Origin of the sequence: Campylobacter concisus (assembly GCF_902460675.1) — a bacterium.
Classification (GTDB): domain Bacteria; phylum Campylobacterota; class Campylobacteria; order Campylobacterales; family Campylobacteraceae; genus Campylobacter_A; species Campylobacter_A concisus_AJ.
This window is the reverse complement of sequence record NZ_CABPUQ010000001.1, coordinates 512,398-529,211: the sequence shown is the minus strand read 5'-3', so window position 1 is coordinate 529,211 and position 16,814 is coordinate 512,398. Positions and strand designations below refer to the sequence as shown.

At 38.0% G+C, this 16,814-nt stretch carries 13 protein-coding genes and 1 pseudogene; 6 read left to right on the top strand and 8 right to left on the bottom strand.

What is annotated here, in order from left to right:
- Positions 1 to 99: 99 nt before the first annotated feature.
- A complete protein-coding gene (locus F3G88_RS02530; RefSeq protein WP_103574158.1) occupies positions 100 to 684 on the bottom strand; it encodes a hypothetical protein in 585 nt (194 codons plus the stop codon).
- A gap of 168 nt (positions 685 to 852) precedes the next feature.
- Between F3G88_RS02530 and F3G88_RS02525 the strand changes: the two genes are divergently transcribed.
- On the top strand, positions 853 to 1,071 hold the full coding sequence (locus F3G88_RS02525) for a hypothetical protein (protein WP_103574159.1): 219 nt from the start codon (positions 853 to 855) through the stop codon (positions 1,069 to 1,071).
- Positions 1,072 to 1,095: 24 nt separating this feature from the next.
- On the opposite strand, the gene F3G88_RS02520 is transcribed toward F3G88_RS02525, so the two are convergent.
- The 5 genes from F3G88_RS02520 to pyrG all read right to left on the bottom strand — a co-directional run bounded on the left by F3G88_RS02520 (position 1,096) and on the right by pyrG (position 6,673).
- Complete coding sequence (locus tag F3G88_RS02520; protein ID WP_141090253.1) at positions 1,096 to 1,479, bottom strand: hypothetical protein; 384 nt, start codon at positions 1,477 to 1,479, stop codon at positions 1,096 to 1,098.
- A 107-nt stretch (positions 1,480 to 1,586) separates the two neighbouring features.
- A complete protein-coding gene (locus tag F3G88_RS02515) occupies positions 1,587 to 2,174 on the bottom strand; it encodes an outer membrane beta-barrel protein (protein WP_223228711.1) in 588 nt (195 codons plus the stop codon).
- Between the two features lie 206 nt (positions 2,175 to 2,380).
- A complete protein-coding gene (gene recJ, locus F3G88_RS02510; protein WP_149715296.1) occupies positions 2,381 to 3,955 on the bottom strand; it encodes a single-stranded-DNA-specific exonuclease RecJ in 1,575 nt (524 codons plus the stop codon).
- 312 nt (positions 3,956 to 4,267) lie between these two features.
- Positions 4,268 to 4,876: a TonB-dependent receptor gene (locus F3G88_RS02505; RefSeq protein ID WP_149715295.1), complete on the bottom strand. Its 609-nt coding sequence runs from the start codon at positions 4,874 to 4,876 to the stop codon at positions 4,268 to 4,270.
- A gap of 162 nt (positions 4,877 to 5,038) precedes the next feature.
- A complete protein-coding gene (gene pyrG / locus F3G88_RS02500) occupies positions 5,039 to 6,673 on the bottom strand; it encodes a CTP synthase (protein WP_021088456.1) in 1,635 nt (544 codons plus the stop codon).
- A 544-nt stretch (positions 6,674 to 7,217) separates the two neighbouring features.
- On the opposite strand from pyrG, the gene F3G88_RS02495 reads away from it, so the two are divergent.
- The 5 genes and pseudogenes from F3G88_RS02495 to F3G88_RS02475 all read left to right on the top strand — a co-directional run bounded on the left by F3G88_RS02495 (position 7,218) and on the right by F3G88_RS02475 (position 12,939).
- The gene (locus tag F3G88_RS02495) at positions 7,218 to 8,021 is read left to right on the top strand and encodes a hypothetical protein (protein ID WP_149715294.1); all 804 of its coding nucleotides are present in this window, start codon (positions 7,218 to 7,220) and stop codon (positions 8,019 to 8,021) included.
- Positions 8,022 to 8,090: 69 nt separating this feature from the next.
- A pseudogene (locus F3G88_RS02490) lies at positions 8,091 to 8,255 on the top strand (DUF4492 domain-containing protein); the annotation flags it as partial.
- A gap of 1 nt (position 8,256) precedes the next feature.
- Positions 8,257 to 9,792 carry a cytochrome ubiquinol oxidase subunit I gene (locus F3G88_RS02485; RefSeq protein WP_149715293.1) on the top strand — a complete coding sequence of 512 codons (1,536 nt, stop codon included), beginning with the start codon at positions 8,257 to 8,259 and terminating at the stop codon, positions 9,790 to 9,792.
- Positions 9,782 to 10,909: a cytochrome d ubiquinol oxidase subunit II gene (locus F3G88_RS02480; RefSeq protein ID WP_223228757.1), complete on the top strand. Its 1,128-nt coding sequence runs from the start codon at positions 9,782 to 9,784 to the stop codon at positions 10,907 to 10,909. Before F3G88_RS02485 ends, F3G88_RS02480 begins: the two co-directional genes overlap by 11 nt.
- Positions 10,910 to 11,172: 263 nt before the next feature.
- A complete protein-coding gene (locus F3G88_RS02475; RefSeq protein WP_149715291.1) occupies positions 11,173 to 12,939 on the top strand; it encodes an aryl-sulfate sulfotransferase in 1,767 nt (588 codons plus the stop codon).
- A gap of 38 nt (positions 12,940 to 12,977) precedes the next feature.
- Here F3G88_RS02475 and F3G88_RS02470 read toward each other — a convergent pair whose 3' ends face one another.
- Both F3G88_RS02470 and F3G88_RS02465 read right to left on the bottom strand, forming a co-directional pair.
- Positions 12,978 to 13,331: a hypothetical protein gene (locus F3G88_RS02470; RefSeq protein ID WP_021086308.1), complete on the bottom strand. Its 354-nt coding sequence runs from the start codon at positions 13,329 to 13,331 to the stop codon at positions 12,978 to 12,980.
- 66 nt (positions 13,332 to 13,397) lie between these two features.
- Positions 13,398 to 16,814, bottom strand: a 3,417-nt coding sequence (locus F3G88_RS02465; RefSeq protein WP_188117452.1) for an Ig-like domain-containing protein, incomplete at its 5' end; no start/stop codon positions are given.

Sequence of the window (16,814 nt, the reverse complement as noted above, 5' to 3'; positions counted from 1 at the left end):
TTCTACCCCCCCCCGCTTAAAGGTCGCTTGGATAGGTTAAAAATTTAACAAATCATCTATGTAAGCAAAAGAAGGCAAAGCCTAAGCCTTGCCATAAATTTAGAATTTATAAGTGTAGCCTGTGTAAATCCCAACACTTGTATCTCTTAGCTGAGCACCGCTATTTTTCTTATAAAATGTCTTATCAGCCTTTAAGCCAAACTCAAGTGCGTTGTGAGCGTCAAATGAGTAGATACCACCAGCTTTTGCGCCGACTAGCAAGCCTTTGAAATTTTTCTTGCTAGTTTCGTTTTCAAAACTTTGTCTAACACTTAGATAACCAAGACCAGCATAACCGCCAAGCACGGCTTTAAAGCTTTCAGTGATGTTTGGAGTGTAGTCAGCGCCTGCTAAAAGCTTGTGCTTGCTCCATTTTGCGTCTGCTTCACCAGCATTTTTTCTAGCCTTAAAGTCGTAGTAGTAGCCACCATATGCTCTATAGCTATCAAAATCATAACCGCCATAAAAGCCAAGTCCATAGTGACCTTTGTTGAAGTTATTTTTTTCGCTTTTTGCGATATTTTTAGTTTTTATCTTTGAGTTGAACGAATAATCGCCTTCGCCACCGACAAATGCACCTTGAGCAAGTGCAACTGAACTAACTAAAGCTAAAACCAAGCTTGATTTTACAAGTAAATTTTTCATACTTCTCCTTTAAAAATTTTCGTGATTTTATAGCCATGTTTTTAATCTATATGAAATTTAAATTTAACAAAGCCCTATTTTTCGCTATTTTTAGCATTTAAAATTTAAATTTATTTATATTTACTATTAAATTTTAAAATTAGAAGAAATTTTCATCAAAGGAAAAAAATGGCACTAGATAAAGAGCTAGTAAATTTCAGCGAAGAGCATGAGCTAAATGCGATTCTTTCAAAATTTGGCAAATCACAAAGCCAAAAAAATAGAGCAACTCTAGGCGAGCTTGGCAAAAAATGCAAGGAAAAACTTGCTAAAAGAGTGCTAACTCAAGACGAATTTGGTGAGTTTGTAAAAGCTCATCTAAAAGAGCTTGAAGACAAAAAAGCTTAAATTTCCTGGGGGCAACCCCAGAATTTACCTGCAATCATCTTTTGTCAAATTTATCACAGTAAAATTTTTGCCGTTCTCGTAGTTATATATCCACGAAGCTTTATCGATAAGAGGATTTTTACTACTACAAAAGTCCTCTTTTAGCATTTCGGTTTGCATCTTTTTAAACTCATCTATCTGATCTTTAGTAAATTTACTAAATTTAATATCCTCGCTATCATTTATAACAAAGGTGGTTTTTAGGGTCTCATTTTCACATGTAGCACCCATTATTACGCTATTTTCATCGACTCTTGTGGGAGCTGGCTCATCGATCATGCTTACAACAGCTTTAATAAATGCGTTATCACAATCAACCGCAAACGTAGAGGTCAAGAGCATAGATAGAGACAATATTATTTTCTTCATTTTGCATCCTTTTTGGAAAGTATATTAAATTTAGTGGTAAAAACACTAAGGAGATAAATTTGCGCCCAAACTAGGACGCAAATTTCTTAAGGAGGGAATGTTTAATATTAAAATTTATAAGTGTAGCCTACGTAAAGACCGATGTTGCTCTCTCTAACCCTGCTAACATCATCTGCTTTGTAGAAAGTATAGTCAGTTTTCATACCAGCTTCTAGGATGTTGTTTTGATCAAGTAGGTACTCAGCACCAAATTTAGCACCTAAAACAAATCCTGTGTCATAGAATTTATGGTCTGTGTCATCTCTACTTATCAAAAGTCTAGATACGCCAGTGTAACCACCTAAAACAAGCTTAATATCTTCAGTGATGCTTGGAGTATAGTCGGCTCCAGCTAATAAGCTATGTTTTTTCCATTTAACAGTAAATCTGTCATCATCATCTTCTATTTGTTTTTTTGTTTGAAAGCTATAAAAATAAGCACCATAAGCTCTGAAGCTATCAAAATCATAACCAGCTTTTATGCCACTGTTAAATTGACCTTTTCTGACACTTGCGCTCTCGCCGTCTGTTGTTTTTTCTTTCCAGTTTGACGCAAAAGAGTATCCGCCCTCGTAACCAATAAATGCTCCCTCTGCCATAGCAAATGAGCAAACCGCACATGCAATCATGCTAGCTTTCAAAAATGAACTTTTCATTTTCAATCCTTTAAAAATATAATGTAAATGTAATTTTACGGATTTTTATTTAAAATATTATTAATTTATAATATTAAATAAGCATTGATAAATTTATTTTATTTATATAGTACGTATTTTAGGGATTTACAAAGATAAATTTATAAAATTTTTAATTATTAAAAAGTAATACCTAGTCGTTAAATTTCAAACAACTAGGCAAAATACTATAAAATTTCTCGTATAAGAAGCTGTGGCGTAACAAGCCCACGAAACGAATTTTTAGATACGCAAAAGATGACATCCACTATCTCACCCACTCTAACGTGCCTTGTGAAGTTGAAAAATAGCGCCTCAAGCGTTTTGTTGTCTTTTTGCAAGATAAGTTTTAAGTGGTTTTGATCCCTGCCTATGAGCCTCTCGTTTTTCACGACAGCATTTTCTATCTTAAAGACTGGGCGTGGATTTTTCTGTCCGTATGGCTCGTAAAATTCCAAAATTTCAAGTAGTTCAAAGTCGATCTCGCTTGGCATTATGTCGCCAAGTAGCTCGTCTGAGCTTTTGCACTCTTGCATGTTTAGGCATGAGCAGCTTTTATTTATCGCCTCTTTAAATTTTTCCAAATTTTCAGGCGCAAGCGTTAGCCCTGCTGCACCTTTGTGACCGCCGTAGCTTGTTAGCAGATCTTCGTGACTTGCGATGAGTGATAAGATATCAAGCTTGCCAACGCTTCTAGCACTGCCTTTTGCGCGGCCCTTATCTATGCTAAAGACGATAGCTGGCTTTGCAAAGTGCTTTGCCAGGCGGCTGGCCACGATGCCTATCACGCCCTCATGCCACTGCTCGCCCCAAGTGATGATGACCTCATCGTCCTCTTTTACGTCCTTTAGTGAGCACTCAAAGAGTTGGCGCTCCTCCTCTTTTCTAGAGTTGTTAAATTCAATGATCGTGTCAAGGTAGTTGTAAGCCTCTTCGATGCTCTTTGCACGCAAAAAGTTAAATGAATTCATCGCATCGTCCATGCGTCCGGCTGAATTTATAAGAGGCGCTATAAGAAAGCTGATATCATCACACTCAAATTTATCCTTGCCGTAAAACTCTTTTATGACGTAAAATGCCGAGCGTTTCGAGGCATTTAACTTGCAAATACCCATGCGAACGAGCATCCTGTTCATATCTCTTAGCTCCATCATATCAGCTATTATCGCGATGGCTAAAAGCTCTAAAAACTTGCTCATATCGTAGTTTAGCTTGCAAACATCCTTTAGCGCTCCAACCAAATACCAAGCCACTTCAGCACCGCAAATTTCGATATTTGGAAAGTTACAGTCCTCTTGTTTTGGATTGATGATGGCGTAGGCTTCTGGCAAAATGGCTGGTGGCATATGGTGATCTGTGATGATAAGATCGATGCCTTTTTCTTTGCAGATGCTAGCTGCCTCATTTGCTGAGATGCCGTTATCGACGGTGATTATTAGACTCACATCGCTTGCAAGCTCGTCTATGATCTCAGGGTTTAGGCCATATCCGTCCTTAAAGCGGTTTGGGATCTTTACTAGGTAGTTTTTTACGCCAAGATCATCAAAAAACTCGGCTAAAATCACACTTGAAACCACGCCATCAACGTCATAATCGCCAACAATAGCGATGTGTTCGTTTTTCTCGATCGCTTCTTTGATGCGATTAGCGCCTTTGTATATATCTTTTAGGGCGCTTGGCGTTGGAATTTCACTAAGTTTTTTGTGTATGTCGTTACAAAATCTACGTGCTAGTAAATTCCTAATATCCTCTTTAGTTAACATAGCTTTGGCAAGGACTTTTTGACGCCCTGCCAACTTTTACTAATGCTATTTGCTCACTTAAATTTACGCCCAAAGTGCCAAAATTTTGGCAACAAAAATGCTTTTTTTTCATCGTAATCTTTCGTCTTTATTTTGAATGCTTTGATTATATCTTTTTGAAATTTAATTTCTTATAATTTTCATTGAAAGTAAGATTTTTAGGGCAAAAAACTTTTGTTAAATTGATACTCTTTATAAATTAGCCATTGTAAATTTGAAGTAAAAAATGAGAGAAATTTTAAGTAAAAATAAGGGGTCATAAGACCCCAAAAATTAAAATTTATATGTATAGCCTAGGTAAGCGCCAATATCTGTTGATTTAAGGTTATCAAGATCTTCATCAGTGCTATACCAAGATCTATCAGCTTTTATACCAAATTCAAGTGCATTGTTTTTATCAAAGCTATACTCTGCACCAAGTCTTGTGCCAACTAACCAACCAGCCTTTGTTGTATCATAAGTCGCTTTAAGTGTATTTGTATAAAGTCTTGCTTTAAAATTTACAACTGAAACACCAGTGTATAGACCAGCTATCAACTTAAAGTTATCTGTTATAGCTGGAGTATAATCACCGCCTACTACAAATTTATGTGTTGTCCATTTTATACTAACATCGTGTTTTACACCATCATCTGTGTAGTTAAAGTTATCTTTTGCCTCAGTATGATAGAAATATCCACCATAAACTCTAGCTACGTCAAAGTCATAACCGCCTTTAATGCCAATATTTGGTCTATTATCTTTAAAACTAAGACCATCATTGTCTTTTAGCTTTGAGCTAAAATCATAGCCGCCCTCAACTCCGACAAATCCACCTTGTGCCAAAGCAAATGAGCTAGCAAGCGAAAGTGCCAAAACACCTTTTAAAACGCAATTTTTCATTTTTTCTCCTTTATAAATGATTGCGTAAGCATTGTATGTTTAGCAAGATCAAAAAATACTTAAATAATTTAAATTTTATCAATAATATATTTACTTTTATTTTTAATATAAATTTGAGGGAAATTTAAAGAGAGAATTTGGCAAGAGAGCTTGCCAAATTTATCATTTTACGTGATTAGCCAAGCTTGCTTTGATAAAGCCTAAGATCACAGGGTTTGGTCTAGTTAGACGGCTAGTAAATTCAGGGTGACACTGCACACCTACAAACCACGGATGTCCTTTTAGCTCAATCGCTTCTACTAGTCCGTCGCTTTCGCCACTTACTATAAGGCCAGCCTTTTCAAAGACCTCTTTGTATTTTGGATTTGCCTCGTAGCGGTGGCGGTGGCGCTCTTTTACGCTCTTTGCGTTGCCATAAATTTCAGCCAAAAGCGTCTTTGGCTTGATGTCGCAGTTATAAGCACCAAGTCTCATCGTGCCGCCAAGTGGGCTTGTGTGCGTTCTTATCTGCTTTTTGCCGTGAGCGTCAATGAAGCTATCTATTAGATATATGATAGGATTTTTGCACTCTTTGTTAAACTCCATAGAATTTGCATCTTCTAAGCCCAAAACATCCCTTGCAAACTCAATCATCGCTAGCTGCATACCAAGGCAAATTCCAAGATATGGGATCTTGTTTTCACGAGCAAATTTTATGGCCTGCATCTTGCCTAAAACGCCTCTTTCGCCAAAGCCACCAGCTACCAAGATGCCATCCACATCTTTTAAAAGCTCATTTACGTTGCTCTCTTCTATCTTTTCGCTATCTATCCAGCGTAAATTTACCCTAGCGTCCAAATTTGCTCCAGCATGGATGATGCCCTCAGTTAGGCTCTTATAGCTCTCTTTTAGATCGATATATTTGCCTACAAAGGCGATTGTTGTTTCGTTTGTTGGAGCGATGATCCTTTTTACTAGGCTATCCCAGTTTGCCATGTCTGGTTTTAGCTCACCAAAGCCTAAATTTTCAGCGATCGGCACTAGGATGTCTTGCTTTAAAAATGAAAGTGGAATTTGATAGATACTTGCGCTGTCTAAGCTCTCTATGACGCAGTTTTTCTCCACACCACAGCTTGCTGCGATCTTATCTTTTAGCTCGCGGTTTAGTGGCATTTCAGATCTGCAGATGATGATATCTGGGCTTATGCCGATACGTCTTAGCTCGCCTACGCTATGCTGAGTTGGCTTTGTTTTTAGCTCGCCAGCTACTTTGATAAATGGCACGAGTGTTAGGTGTATATTTAGCGCTCTTTTTTTGCCAACTTCTACTCTTAAGGCTCTTATCGCCTCTAAAAATGGCAAGCCCTCGATGTCGCCAACGGTTCCGCCTATCTCAACGATGAGCACATCTTTGCCCTCGCCTGCTTTTTTGATACGATCAACTATCTCACCAACGATGTGGGGGATCACCTGTATAGTCTTTCCAAGGTAGTCGCCACGTCGCTCTTTTTCGATGACCGAGCTATAAACTCTGCCCGTTGTGAAGTTATTGTCCTGACTTAGACTCTCATCTAAAAATCTCTCGTAGTGACCAAGGTCTAGGTCTGTCTCTGCGCCATCGTCTGTGACAAAGACTTCGCCGTGCTCTAGCGGGCTCATCGTGCCTGGATCTACGTTGATATATGGATCAGCTTTTAAAACACTCACTTTTAAGCCAGAATTTTTAAGTAATGTCGCGATAGACGCAGCTGCGATGCCTTTTCCAAGTGAGCTTAAAACGCCACCTGTGATAAAAATATACTTCGTCTCTTTTGCCATCAAATTTCCTTAACTTTAGTTATTTTTTAATCTGCCGATTATACCCCTTAAATATTTAGTAAGGCATTAATCGTGCAATTTTTAAAAATTATTCTTTAAGTTTTTTTGTTATAGACTTCAACATCATGATTAAAAAATATTTAAAAACTTCATCTCTTTATATAAAGATTATATATTTTCAAGACATATACCATCTTAATATACAAGAGAGTTTTTAAAAGATAATAAAAATTAGCCGTTATGATAGAGGATAAAAGGCTTTTCTAAAATTTGATTACTATATGTAATTAATATTGCTTCTAGTGGCAACAAATCTATGAAGTAAAATTTAGAGCCGCTAAAGCTTGTGTGCTATATAACTAAAGTTAGTTACACAAGTATTTAGCGTTGTTTTTAAGCAATAGTAAAAGCTTAAAGGATATGCGGTAAGATTATCCGAACAGGATCTAACAAATATGATTTGTTTTATCTGCCTTTTATAGTAATTAGCAGTAAAATCTATCAGCTATTAGAAACAAGAGGCAAGTAATGAGTTAGGAAAGTAATGAAAGATATTAACTTTTTAAATCTCAAATGTGACAATAGTACAGCAAAAAAACAAAAGGTTCGTAGTAAAGAGCAAATTTATACAATTAGGCTCTTACCACATGCTATCGACGAAGGAACAAACTATGCTTTTGATAGGTCGATAAAAAGACATAAGTTGCCAAATGGTAGCGAAGTTGTTTGCAGTGGCCTTGACTGTCCATATTGTGCTGATGGTATAAAATCATATATTACAAACTATATAGTGGTAGATCTACTTAACTCTACCAGCGACTTCCCTAACGGGGTTTATGTTTTAGTATATGATTCTAACTTTGCTATGAAATTAAGTCGCTTTAAAAAGGCTGTTAGCGAGCAATATAATATAGACATATCATCTCTTTATGACGATGGTTGTTTTTTTAACGTTAATGTCTTTAAAGGCAATAGCGCTAGAGTTAATTATGAGTTTTCTGTCTATACAAAGGGTAGATATAGTAAGGACATTAGTAGTGAGAGCGATATAATAAACTTTGTTAATTCAGAAAATATACCTGAGCTTGATAAATTTATAAATAAAGAGAATTTAGAGTCAGAAAAGAAAGATGAGAGCTATTTTGACAGTATTGTCTCAGCTTTTACTGAAAGGATCATCGGAGACGAATTTGGTGATTTTAGTAAAAACGCAGGGCAATCAATTATAGATGTCTTTAAGCCAATATCAAAAGACGATGGCAATATATTCACAGAAACTGTTGACAAAAGTGCAACTACATTAGATTTTGATGAATTTGTTTCAGATTTTGATAATATTTTGCAATAGCAATATTTAGTGAAGGCAAATGAGGAAATTTAATACTACTTCAAAAATAGAGTTTTTTATGGGTGGTTTAAAAATATGAGATTAAGAAAAAAATTATTGTTGCTTATAGCGATAAAGCTTATTATTATGTTTGGGGTTTTAAAGCTCTTTTTCTTTAATGAGACTCTTAATACCAAATTTCAAACCGACGAAGAAAAAAGCGAATTTGTAATTCGTAATTTAATAAAGGAATAAAATGTCTGAGATGGATTTTGTTGATTGGTCTAGGGCTCAGTTTGCGCTGACTGCCATTTACCACTTTTTGTTTGTCCCGCTTACGTTGGGGCTAAGTTTTATCATCGCCATTATGGAGACGATATATGTCAAAACTGGCGATAAGGCCTGGCTTGAGATAACGAAATTTTGGCTAAAGCTCTTTGGTATAAATTTCGCTATCGGCGTTGCTACTGGCATCATCATGGAGTTTGAGTTTGGTACAAACTGGGCGAATTACAGCTGGTTTGTCGGCGATATTTTCGGCGCTCCACTTGCTATTGAAGGCTTGCTTGCATTTTTCATGGAGAGCACATTTTTTGCCATTATGTTTTTTGGTTGGGATAAGGTTAGTAAGAAATTTCACCTACTTTCAACTTGGCTTGTTGCGATCGGTTCAAATTTAAGCGCACTTTGGATCTTGATTGCAAATGGCTGGATGCAGTATCCAATAGGTATGAAATTTAACCCAGATACCGCTAGAATGGAGATGCAAAATTTCTTCGAAGTCGCACTAAATCCAGTTGGTATCACTAAATTTTTACACACAGTAACTAGCGGCTACACTATCTCAGCTCTTTTTGTGATAGGAATTTCTGCTTGGTTTTTGATCCAAAAACGCCACATCTTGCTTGCTAAAAAAAGCATCGTCGTTGCTAGCGCATTTGGTCTTATCACTTTGGCATTTTTGCTACTTAGTGGCGATGAGAGCGCATATCTTGCGGCTCAAAAGCAGCCTATGAAGCTAGCAGCCATGGAGGGACTTTACAAGGGTGAGACTAACGCTGGCCTAGTTGCTGCTGGTATTTTAAACCCAGCTAAAAAGCTTGGCGATGAGAGCGATGCCTTTTTGCTTGAGATAAAAGTACCTTACGCTCTTGGCATCATGGCAAACAGAGAGCTTGACTCATTTACACCAGGCATAAACGACCTACTTTATGGCAACAGCGAGCACAATCTAATAAGCGTAGAAGAGAAGATGGCAAAGGGCAAAGTAGCTATCGAAGCTCTTAAAAACTACAAAGAGGCTAAAAAAGCAAACGACGAGAGCCTAATGAAAAGCTCACTTTCAAATTTAGAGAGCAACCTAAATTTTTTAGGATATGGCTATCTTAAAGATGCAAAAGATGCTGTGCCACCGGTCGCACTTACATTTTATAGCTTCCACATCATGGTTGCACTTGGCACTTATTTCATAGCTCTTTTTGCTATCACTCTTTATCTAAATCTCTCAAGAAAATATAAATTTGAAAACATAAGAGCATTTTTATGGATCTGCCTCTTTACCATTCCGCTTGGCTACATCGCAGCTGAGGCTGGCTGGATAGTAGCAGAGGTCGGCCGTCAGCCATGGGCGATACAAGATCTCATGACCGTTGGCGTAGGAGCTACAAATTTATCTGACTCAAATGTCAAAATTTCATTTATATTATTTGCTGTTTTATTTACGGTCTTGCTGATAGCCGAGATCAAGATCATGCTTAAGCAAATAAAGATAGGATTTAACGATCATGCATAGTTTAAGCTTAGAAAATTTACAAATTTATTGGTGGTTTATAGTTAGCCTTCTTGGCGGACTTTTGGTATTTATGATGTTTGTTCAAGGCGGTCAGTCGCTCATCTTTAGCCTTGGCAAGGACGAGCTTAAAAAAGATATGCTCATAAATTCTATCGGTAGAAAATGGGAGCTTACATTTACAACGCTTGTTATGTTTGGTGGCGCGTGCTTTGCGGCGTTCCCGCTATTTTACGCTACAAGTTTTGGTGGCGCTTACTGGGTTTGGCTGGCTATTTTATTTTGCTTTATCATCCAAGCTGTAAGCTACGAGTACCGCAAAAAGCCTGATAACTTCTTAGGCGCTAGAACTTATGAAATTTTCCTTTTCATAAATGGCTCGCTTGGCGTTATTTTGATCGGCATGGCGGTTAGCACATTTTTTAGCGGTAGTGATTTTGTGCTAAATGAGCACAACTTTGTCGAGTGGAAGACTCCATTTCGCGGTCTTGAAGCATTGGCAAATCCTTACTTGTATTTGCTTGGCATAGCTATGTTTTTCTTATCTCGCGTAGGTGGCTGCTTATATCTCATAAACAACATCGCTGATGGCGAATTTATACAAAACGCTAGAAAACAGCTACTTATCAACACCGTGCTATTCTTGCCATTTTTCCTAGGATTTCTTGCTTGGATACTTACAAAAGATGGCTTCGCATACGACGCAAACGGCGTAGTTAGCCTTGTTGCTTACAAATACGCTATAAATTTGATCGAGATGCCTATCGCTGGCGTGCTACTACTTGTTGGCGTTCTTTTGGTGCTTGTTGGAATTTTCCAAGGGGCATTTACAAAAAGTATACGTGGAATTTTTGCTTATGGCGTTGGCGTAACGCTTGCTGTGACCGCGCTATTTTTGATAACAGGACTAAATGGCACTGCATTTTATCCGTCATTTAGCGACCTTTCTAGCTCGCTAACTATCAAAAATGCAAGCTCAAGCCACTACACACTTGGCGTTATGGCCTATGTTAGCTTGCTAGTGCCAGTAGTGCTTGCCTATATCTTCATCGTCTGGAGAGCGATAGATAGCAAGAAGATCACGCAAGATGAGATCAAAAACGATCATCACGCATACTAAGGATAAAAGATGTTAGAAGCAGGAATTTTTTTGATACTTTGGCCAGTAACGCTATTTATTAGCTACAAATTTGTTCTCTTTTCTCTCAAGAAATTTGACGCAAATAACTAAAATTTAGGGGCATTTGCTCCTAAATTCTTCTTTTATTTTTACCTCTTAAAACGACTTCTTTATAAATTTACTTAAGCCTCTTTTTATATAAGCGTTAGTTTTGTGTGAAATTTGGATAGTAAGATATCATTAAATTTCACAAAGGAGCGAAAATGAGCAAGAATTTCTTAGGTTCAGTTGCCCTTGCGGCTGTTTTGGTGAGTGGTTTTGGCTTTAGTGCTCCACTAAACGCTGGTGTCTTGGCTCATCAAGTAAAGGTTCAAGGAGAGCTTGGCTCAGTCTTTATAAACCCCTACGACGTATCGCCGCTAACTGCTATCATCGATAGAGCTGGCAAAGATATCAAAGATATCCACGTCAAAGTAAAAGGCAAGCCAGATGGCGGTATCGATATCGACTACAACGTTTCAGAGCATGCCCTGCTCACACATGACGGCGTGCCTGTTTGGGGACTTTATCCTGACTATCTAAACGAGGTCGAGCTTAGCTACACATTTAACGGAGTTAAAAAGGTTGAGACATATAAAGTTTACGCCCAACCTATCGTCACATATAGCCGTGATTTTAGGTTCTCACACATGCAAAAAACTCGCGTCAAAAAGGTCGATCCTGCCTTTAAAAATAGGCTCTATCTCATAAACAATACAATAACAAGCGTCTATAAACCGCTTGATTGGAAAAATGGTGGAGCTGCTAGCTGGAACGACTTTACCGAAAACTACATCGTAGATACCAAAGGCGAGGTCAGATGGTACCTTGACTATCAGAAATTTTACGACCGTAGCGAGAGAAGAGTGATGGATGGGGGTATGATGATGGGCTTTCACCAGCTAAAAAATGGCGATATCAGCTTTGGCATGGCTCAAAGATATCTTAGATATGATCTAATGGGAAAAGAAATTTACAACCGCCAACTACCTAGAGGCTACATCGACCTAAGCCACGAGGTGATGCCACTAAAAGATGATCACGCACTTCTTAGAGTAGCAAAATACAACTATCATCACAAAAATGGCAAAATTTCTCACACCATAAGAGACCACATTATCGAGGTCGATAACACTGGCAAGGTGGTCGAAGAGTGGGATCTAAATGAAATTTTTGGCAACAACGTTTATCGTAGCAACCTCATAAAAGCACTTGATGCTAGGGCTGTGTGCCTAAATATCGACATGGACGCAAAAGAGATCAAGATAAGCGACGATCAGCCATTTGGCGATGTCACCTCCACTGGTACAGGCAGAAACTGGGCGCATGTAAATTCTATCTCATACGATGAGAGCGATGATAGTATCATCCTTTCGCTTCGTCACCAAGGCATTGTAAAGATAGGACGCGATAAAAAAGTAAAATGGATATTAGCCTCGCCTGAGGGCTGGAGCGAGGACTTTAAAGCAAAAGTGCTAACTCCAGTAGATAGTAAAGGCAACAAGATAAAATGCGAAAACTCAAAATGCGAGGGCGAATTTGACTGGTCATGGACACAGCACACTGCGTGGCTAACGCCAAGATACGAAAACAAGGGCGACATAAAGCATATAAGCGTCTTTGACAATGGCGATGCTAGAGGCATGGAGCAGCCAGCACTTAAAGAGGAGAAATACTCCCGCGCGGTTGAATATAAGATAGATGAGAAAAAGGGCACGGTTGAGCAGACTTGGCAGTTTGGTAAGGAGCGTGGATTTGACTTTTATAGTGCAGTTACTAGCAATGTCGAGTGGCAAAAGGATAAAAGCACCTACTTTATCTCAAGCTCAAACGTAAATTTACTTAAGCCAGACAAGACTATAAAAATGGTCTTAGTTGAGATCGACCCAAAGACAAATGATATAAAATTTGAGATGGATGTGGATTCTGCTTCAAGAGATGATGTCGCTTATAGAGCGATGGTTATCGATCCTGAAGTGTTTAATTACTAGTTTGAAAGTTTGGTGTGAGACCCCCTCTCACACCATTTTTATCGGATATTGTTTTGAAATTTATAAATTTCTTCTTTGACGCTAGTTAGGTCAAAATTTATCGCTCGCTCTAGCTCTAGCAAGCTTACATCTTTGTCTATCTCAAGAGCCATCGCTATCTCATTTAGCTCTTTTGCTTCCTCATTTGCAAGGATCGCACTCTTAAAACTAGCCTCATCTATCTGGCCAAATTTTAAAAAGATCGATTTAAATTTATCTTTTAAAATTTCTCTACTTAGCTTTTTATCTTCTAAAGCCTTCTTCGTGCCACCATTTCTGTTACAGGTTCTAAATATAAAATCTATTGTTTCATTTACTTCATCGAGTAAATTTTTTGTCTTCTCACTTTGCATACAAACTCCCTTCACCGCAAACAAATTCAAAGCAAGGCAGACTTTATCCGCCCTGCTTTTAAGAAATTAGAAGTGGTTTTCTACTTTCTCTTCGATTTGGATAGGATGAGTTGTAGCTATATTTTCTTCGCCAGCATGTGAGCTTGCAGTAGCATAAGAAGGTTTAGCTTCTGACTTACCTTCATTCATGATATGATCTTTTGGTGTTTCTAAAAGATCATTTGCGCTAACGCCTATTTTATTGTTATTTAGAACATTTGGCTCAGCTTTTGGCTCATTTATACGAGCAGCATTGCTTAGATCAACACTATCATTGTCTAAGATATCATCTGGCAAGCTTCTAGTGCTTCTTACTTTACCGCTGTGGACTTTTGTTAGGTCAAATTTTACTGATGTTTCATCAGCAAGTGCATTACCAGCTAGATCTTTAAACTGACCTTTCATTGATACAGTAGCTCCATCATGACGCAAATCAAAGTGTTGATTATCCTTGCAAAGAGTGACTACACGACTAAAGCTTCCGTTGTCTATATCGGCTTGACTTATTGTTATATTTTCTCCATATCCATTTATACTACTCCATCCTTTATAGTCGGTATTGAGCGTATAATGGAATGTATCACCAACTTTTACAGAACCATCTTTTGGAACTTCAACAACAAATGTTATATCACCTTTTCCATTTGCAGGATTATAATATTCAGCATTATCGTAAAATCCGTCATGATTTCTATCTTCGGCCACCCAAATATTTGGTTTTGCTACTGTTGTATCTATCTCAAGACCTGAAACAGTATATGGGCTTGATGCAACACCTGACTTATCAGTAGCCACTGCTACAACAGAGTACTTACCATCTGCGATATTTCCAGTTGTAATGCTCCATTCGCCGTTTTCATTAGCTTTAACATCGCTCTCCCAAACTTTATGTGTTTTACTATTAACTATAGACACTTTTACAATAGCACCAGCCTCTGTTGTTCCACTTATGGTTGGAGTGTTATCATTTGTCAAGCCTGCAATATGCGCAGCTTCATTTGTGATAATATTTCCAGTTTTGCCATTCCAACCAGGCACATTGTCATCTATTGAAGTAATCTTAACGTTAACAGTTTTAGCACCGCCTTCTGAATCACTAAAGTCAAATACTACTTTATCGCTACCCTTAGCACCTTTATTGCCAGCTGCATCACTAAAGTATGCTTCAGCTTCATATACACGTCCATTAGCATTTGCTCCAAACGCTAAAGGTTTGCCTGCATTTGGTTGTCCTTGCTCGTATTGATTTTGTACTTTCTCTCCGATATAGCCTCTATCGATATCTGCTTGAGTTATAGTACGATTATGCCAACTATCGCTTGCGCCCCATCTATAGTTGAATGTATCACCAGCTTTTATGCTTCCATCATCTGGTATAAGAGCTTTCCAAGCCATGCGTCCGATATTAGGGTTTTCTATATTTTCTTTCCAGCTAAATTTACCGTCATTGTTTGTATCTTCGATAAACTCAACTTTTGCATCTGCTATCTTAGTATCAACTGTTACATTAGCTACGATTTCAGATCCGATATTTCCAGCTTTGTCATGTGCTTGAGCTGAGAAGATATGTAGTCCATCACTAAGTGGAGTTGTTACCTTATATTCCCAAGAACCATTTTTACCAGCATGAACTTCAGCGTATACTTCGTTGCCAGATTTTATAACTATCAATGACTCAGGCTCTGCTGTACCTTTTAGAGTTGGTGTAGCATCGTTTGTAACTTTACCTTTAACGTTGCCTGTAAAATCAATATCGCTAGTTTTTATATCATCATTGATCTCATCAATAGTCAAATAAGGCTCTGTAGTATCAACTGTTACAGTGATTGGTTTTGAAGGCTCGCTCACTTTACCAAACGCATTTTTAGCAATTGCTGTGATCTCATAACTGCCATCAGCCCATGGAGAATTCTCCTCTGGTTCATAAAACCATTTGCCATTAGATCCCACTGGGATATTTTCAGCGATTACAGTATTGCCTTTTTTAAGAGTGATGGTCGTACCAACTTCAGCTTCACCCATAAATGCAGGAGTGCTATCATTTGTTAAGGCTTTATCAGCAACCAAAACATTGCCTGTAGTTCCGTAAATTGGGTCGATTAGATCTGAGCCATACTCGTTATCTAGAACAGCTTTGATAACTGGAGCTTTTGGAGCAAAACCTACTATTTTTACTGCATCCATATTGCCTTCACTTACATTACCTGCATCATCAACTAGTCTATAAGATGGAGTTTGGAAGCCTCTTGATTTTGGCATATCGATGCTAAATTCATCTCTTTCTATAAAGCCTTTAGCTATATCTTGCGCAGTTACTTTAAAGATATCTGTCCAAGTAGCGTCGCTTCCAAGAATTTGAACTCTATCGCCTGCTTTTGCAGTATTTTCTGGGATGTCGATAACCCATTTAAGCTTGCCATCTTTTAGAGCTGAAGCATCAGCTATATCTATCTTCTTGTCGCTATTTATATCAGTTGTTATCTTAACTGTTGGAGCGCCGATAGTTGTATCAACATCTACACTTGACCACTCTGATACAGCACTTCTATTGCCTGCTCTATCGGTTGTTTGAACTTTAAGAGTATGTACTCCATCTTCTAGTGCAGCATGTACTTCGCCACCCCAGTTTAAATTTGCCTCAAATGTATATTCCCAGTTGCCGTCTTTATCAGCTGTAACTGTTACTTCTTTGCCATCTTTAAATACTATTTTATCATCTACTATTATCTTAACAGTTGAGAATGCCTCAGCTGTACCTTTTAGAGTTGGCAAGTTGTCATTTGTTAGAGCATTTTTAACGTTACCTACAACACCACCAGCAACATCATCGATGATCTCAGTTATAACTGGCTGTGTAGTGCTTGTATCAACATTTACAGTTGCAACATTTGATGGATTACTAACATTACCAGCTTTATCAGTTGCGATAGCTACTACATTGTACTCACCCTCAGCAAGTGGAGATTTTGGAGTAAATTCCCAGTTACCATCAGCATCAGCTTTTACAATGATGTCTTTGTTAATAATGTCATTGCCATTTTTAAGAACGATAGTTGAGCCAGCCTCAGCTTTGCCTTTAAATGTCGGTGTAGTGTCATTTGTAAAGCCGTCATTTACACCAAGTATATTTCCGCCATTTTCAACACCACCCCACCAGTTATCTGTTACTGCAGTGATGACTGGAGCATCGATATGAATATCGACATCTAAATTATTAGATACTTCTTTACTAGCATTACCAGCTTGATCAACGATCTTAGCTGTTACGCTTGAAGCTTTACCATCAACTACTGGTACTTTGATCTCTACATATCCAGTTACTCTGTCATTGTAAGTAATAGTATGTGTTTTTTCCTCACCATTTACAGTGTAGTGGATCACATCATTTTCTTCAGCATCACCTGGGACAGAAATTTGAGCTTTTGTGCTAGTACTATCGCCATC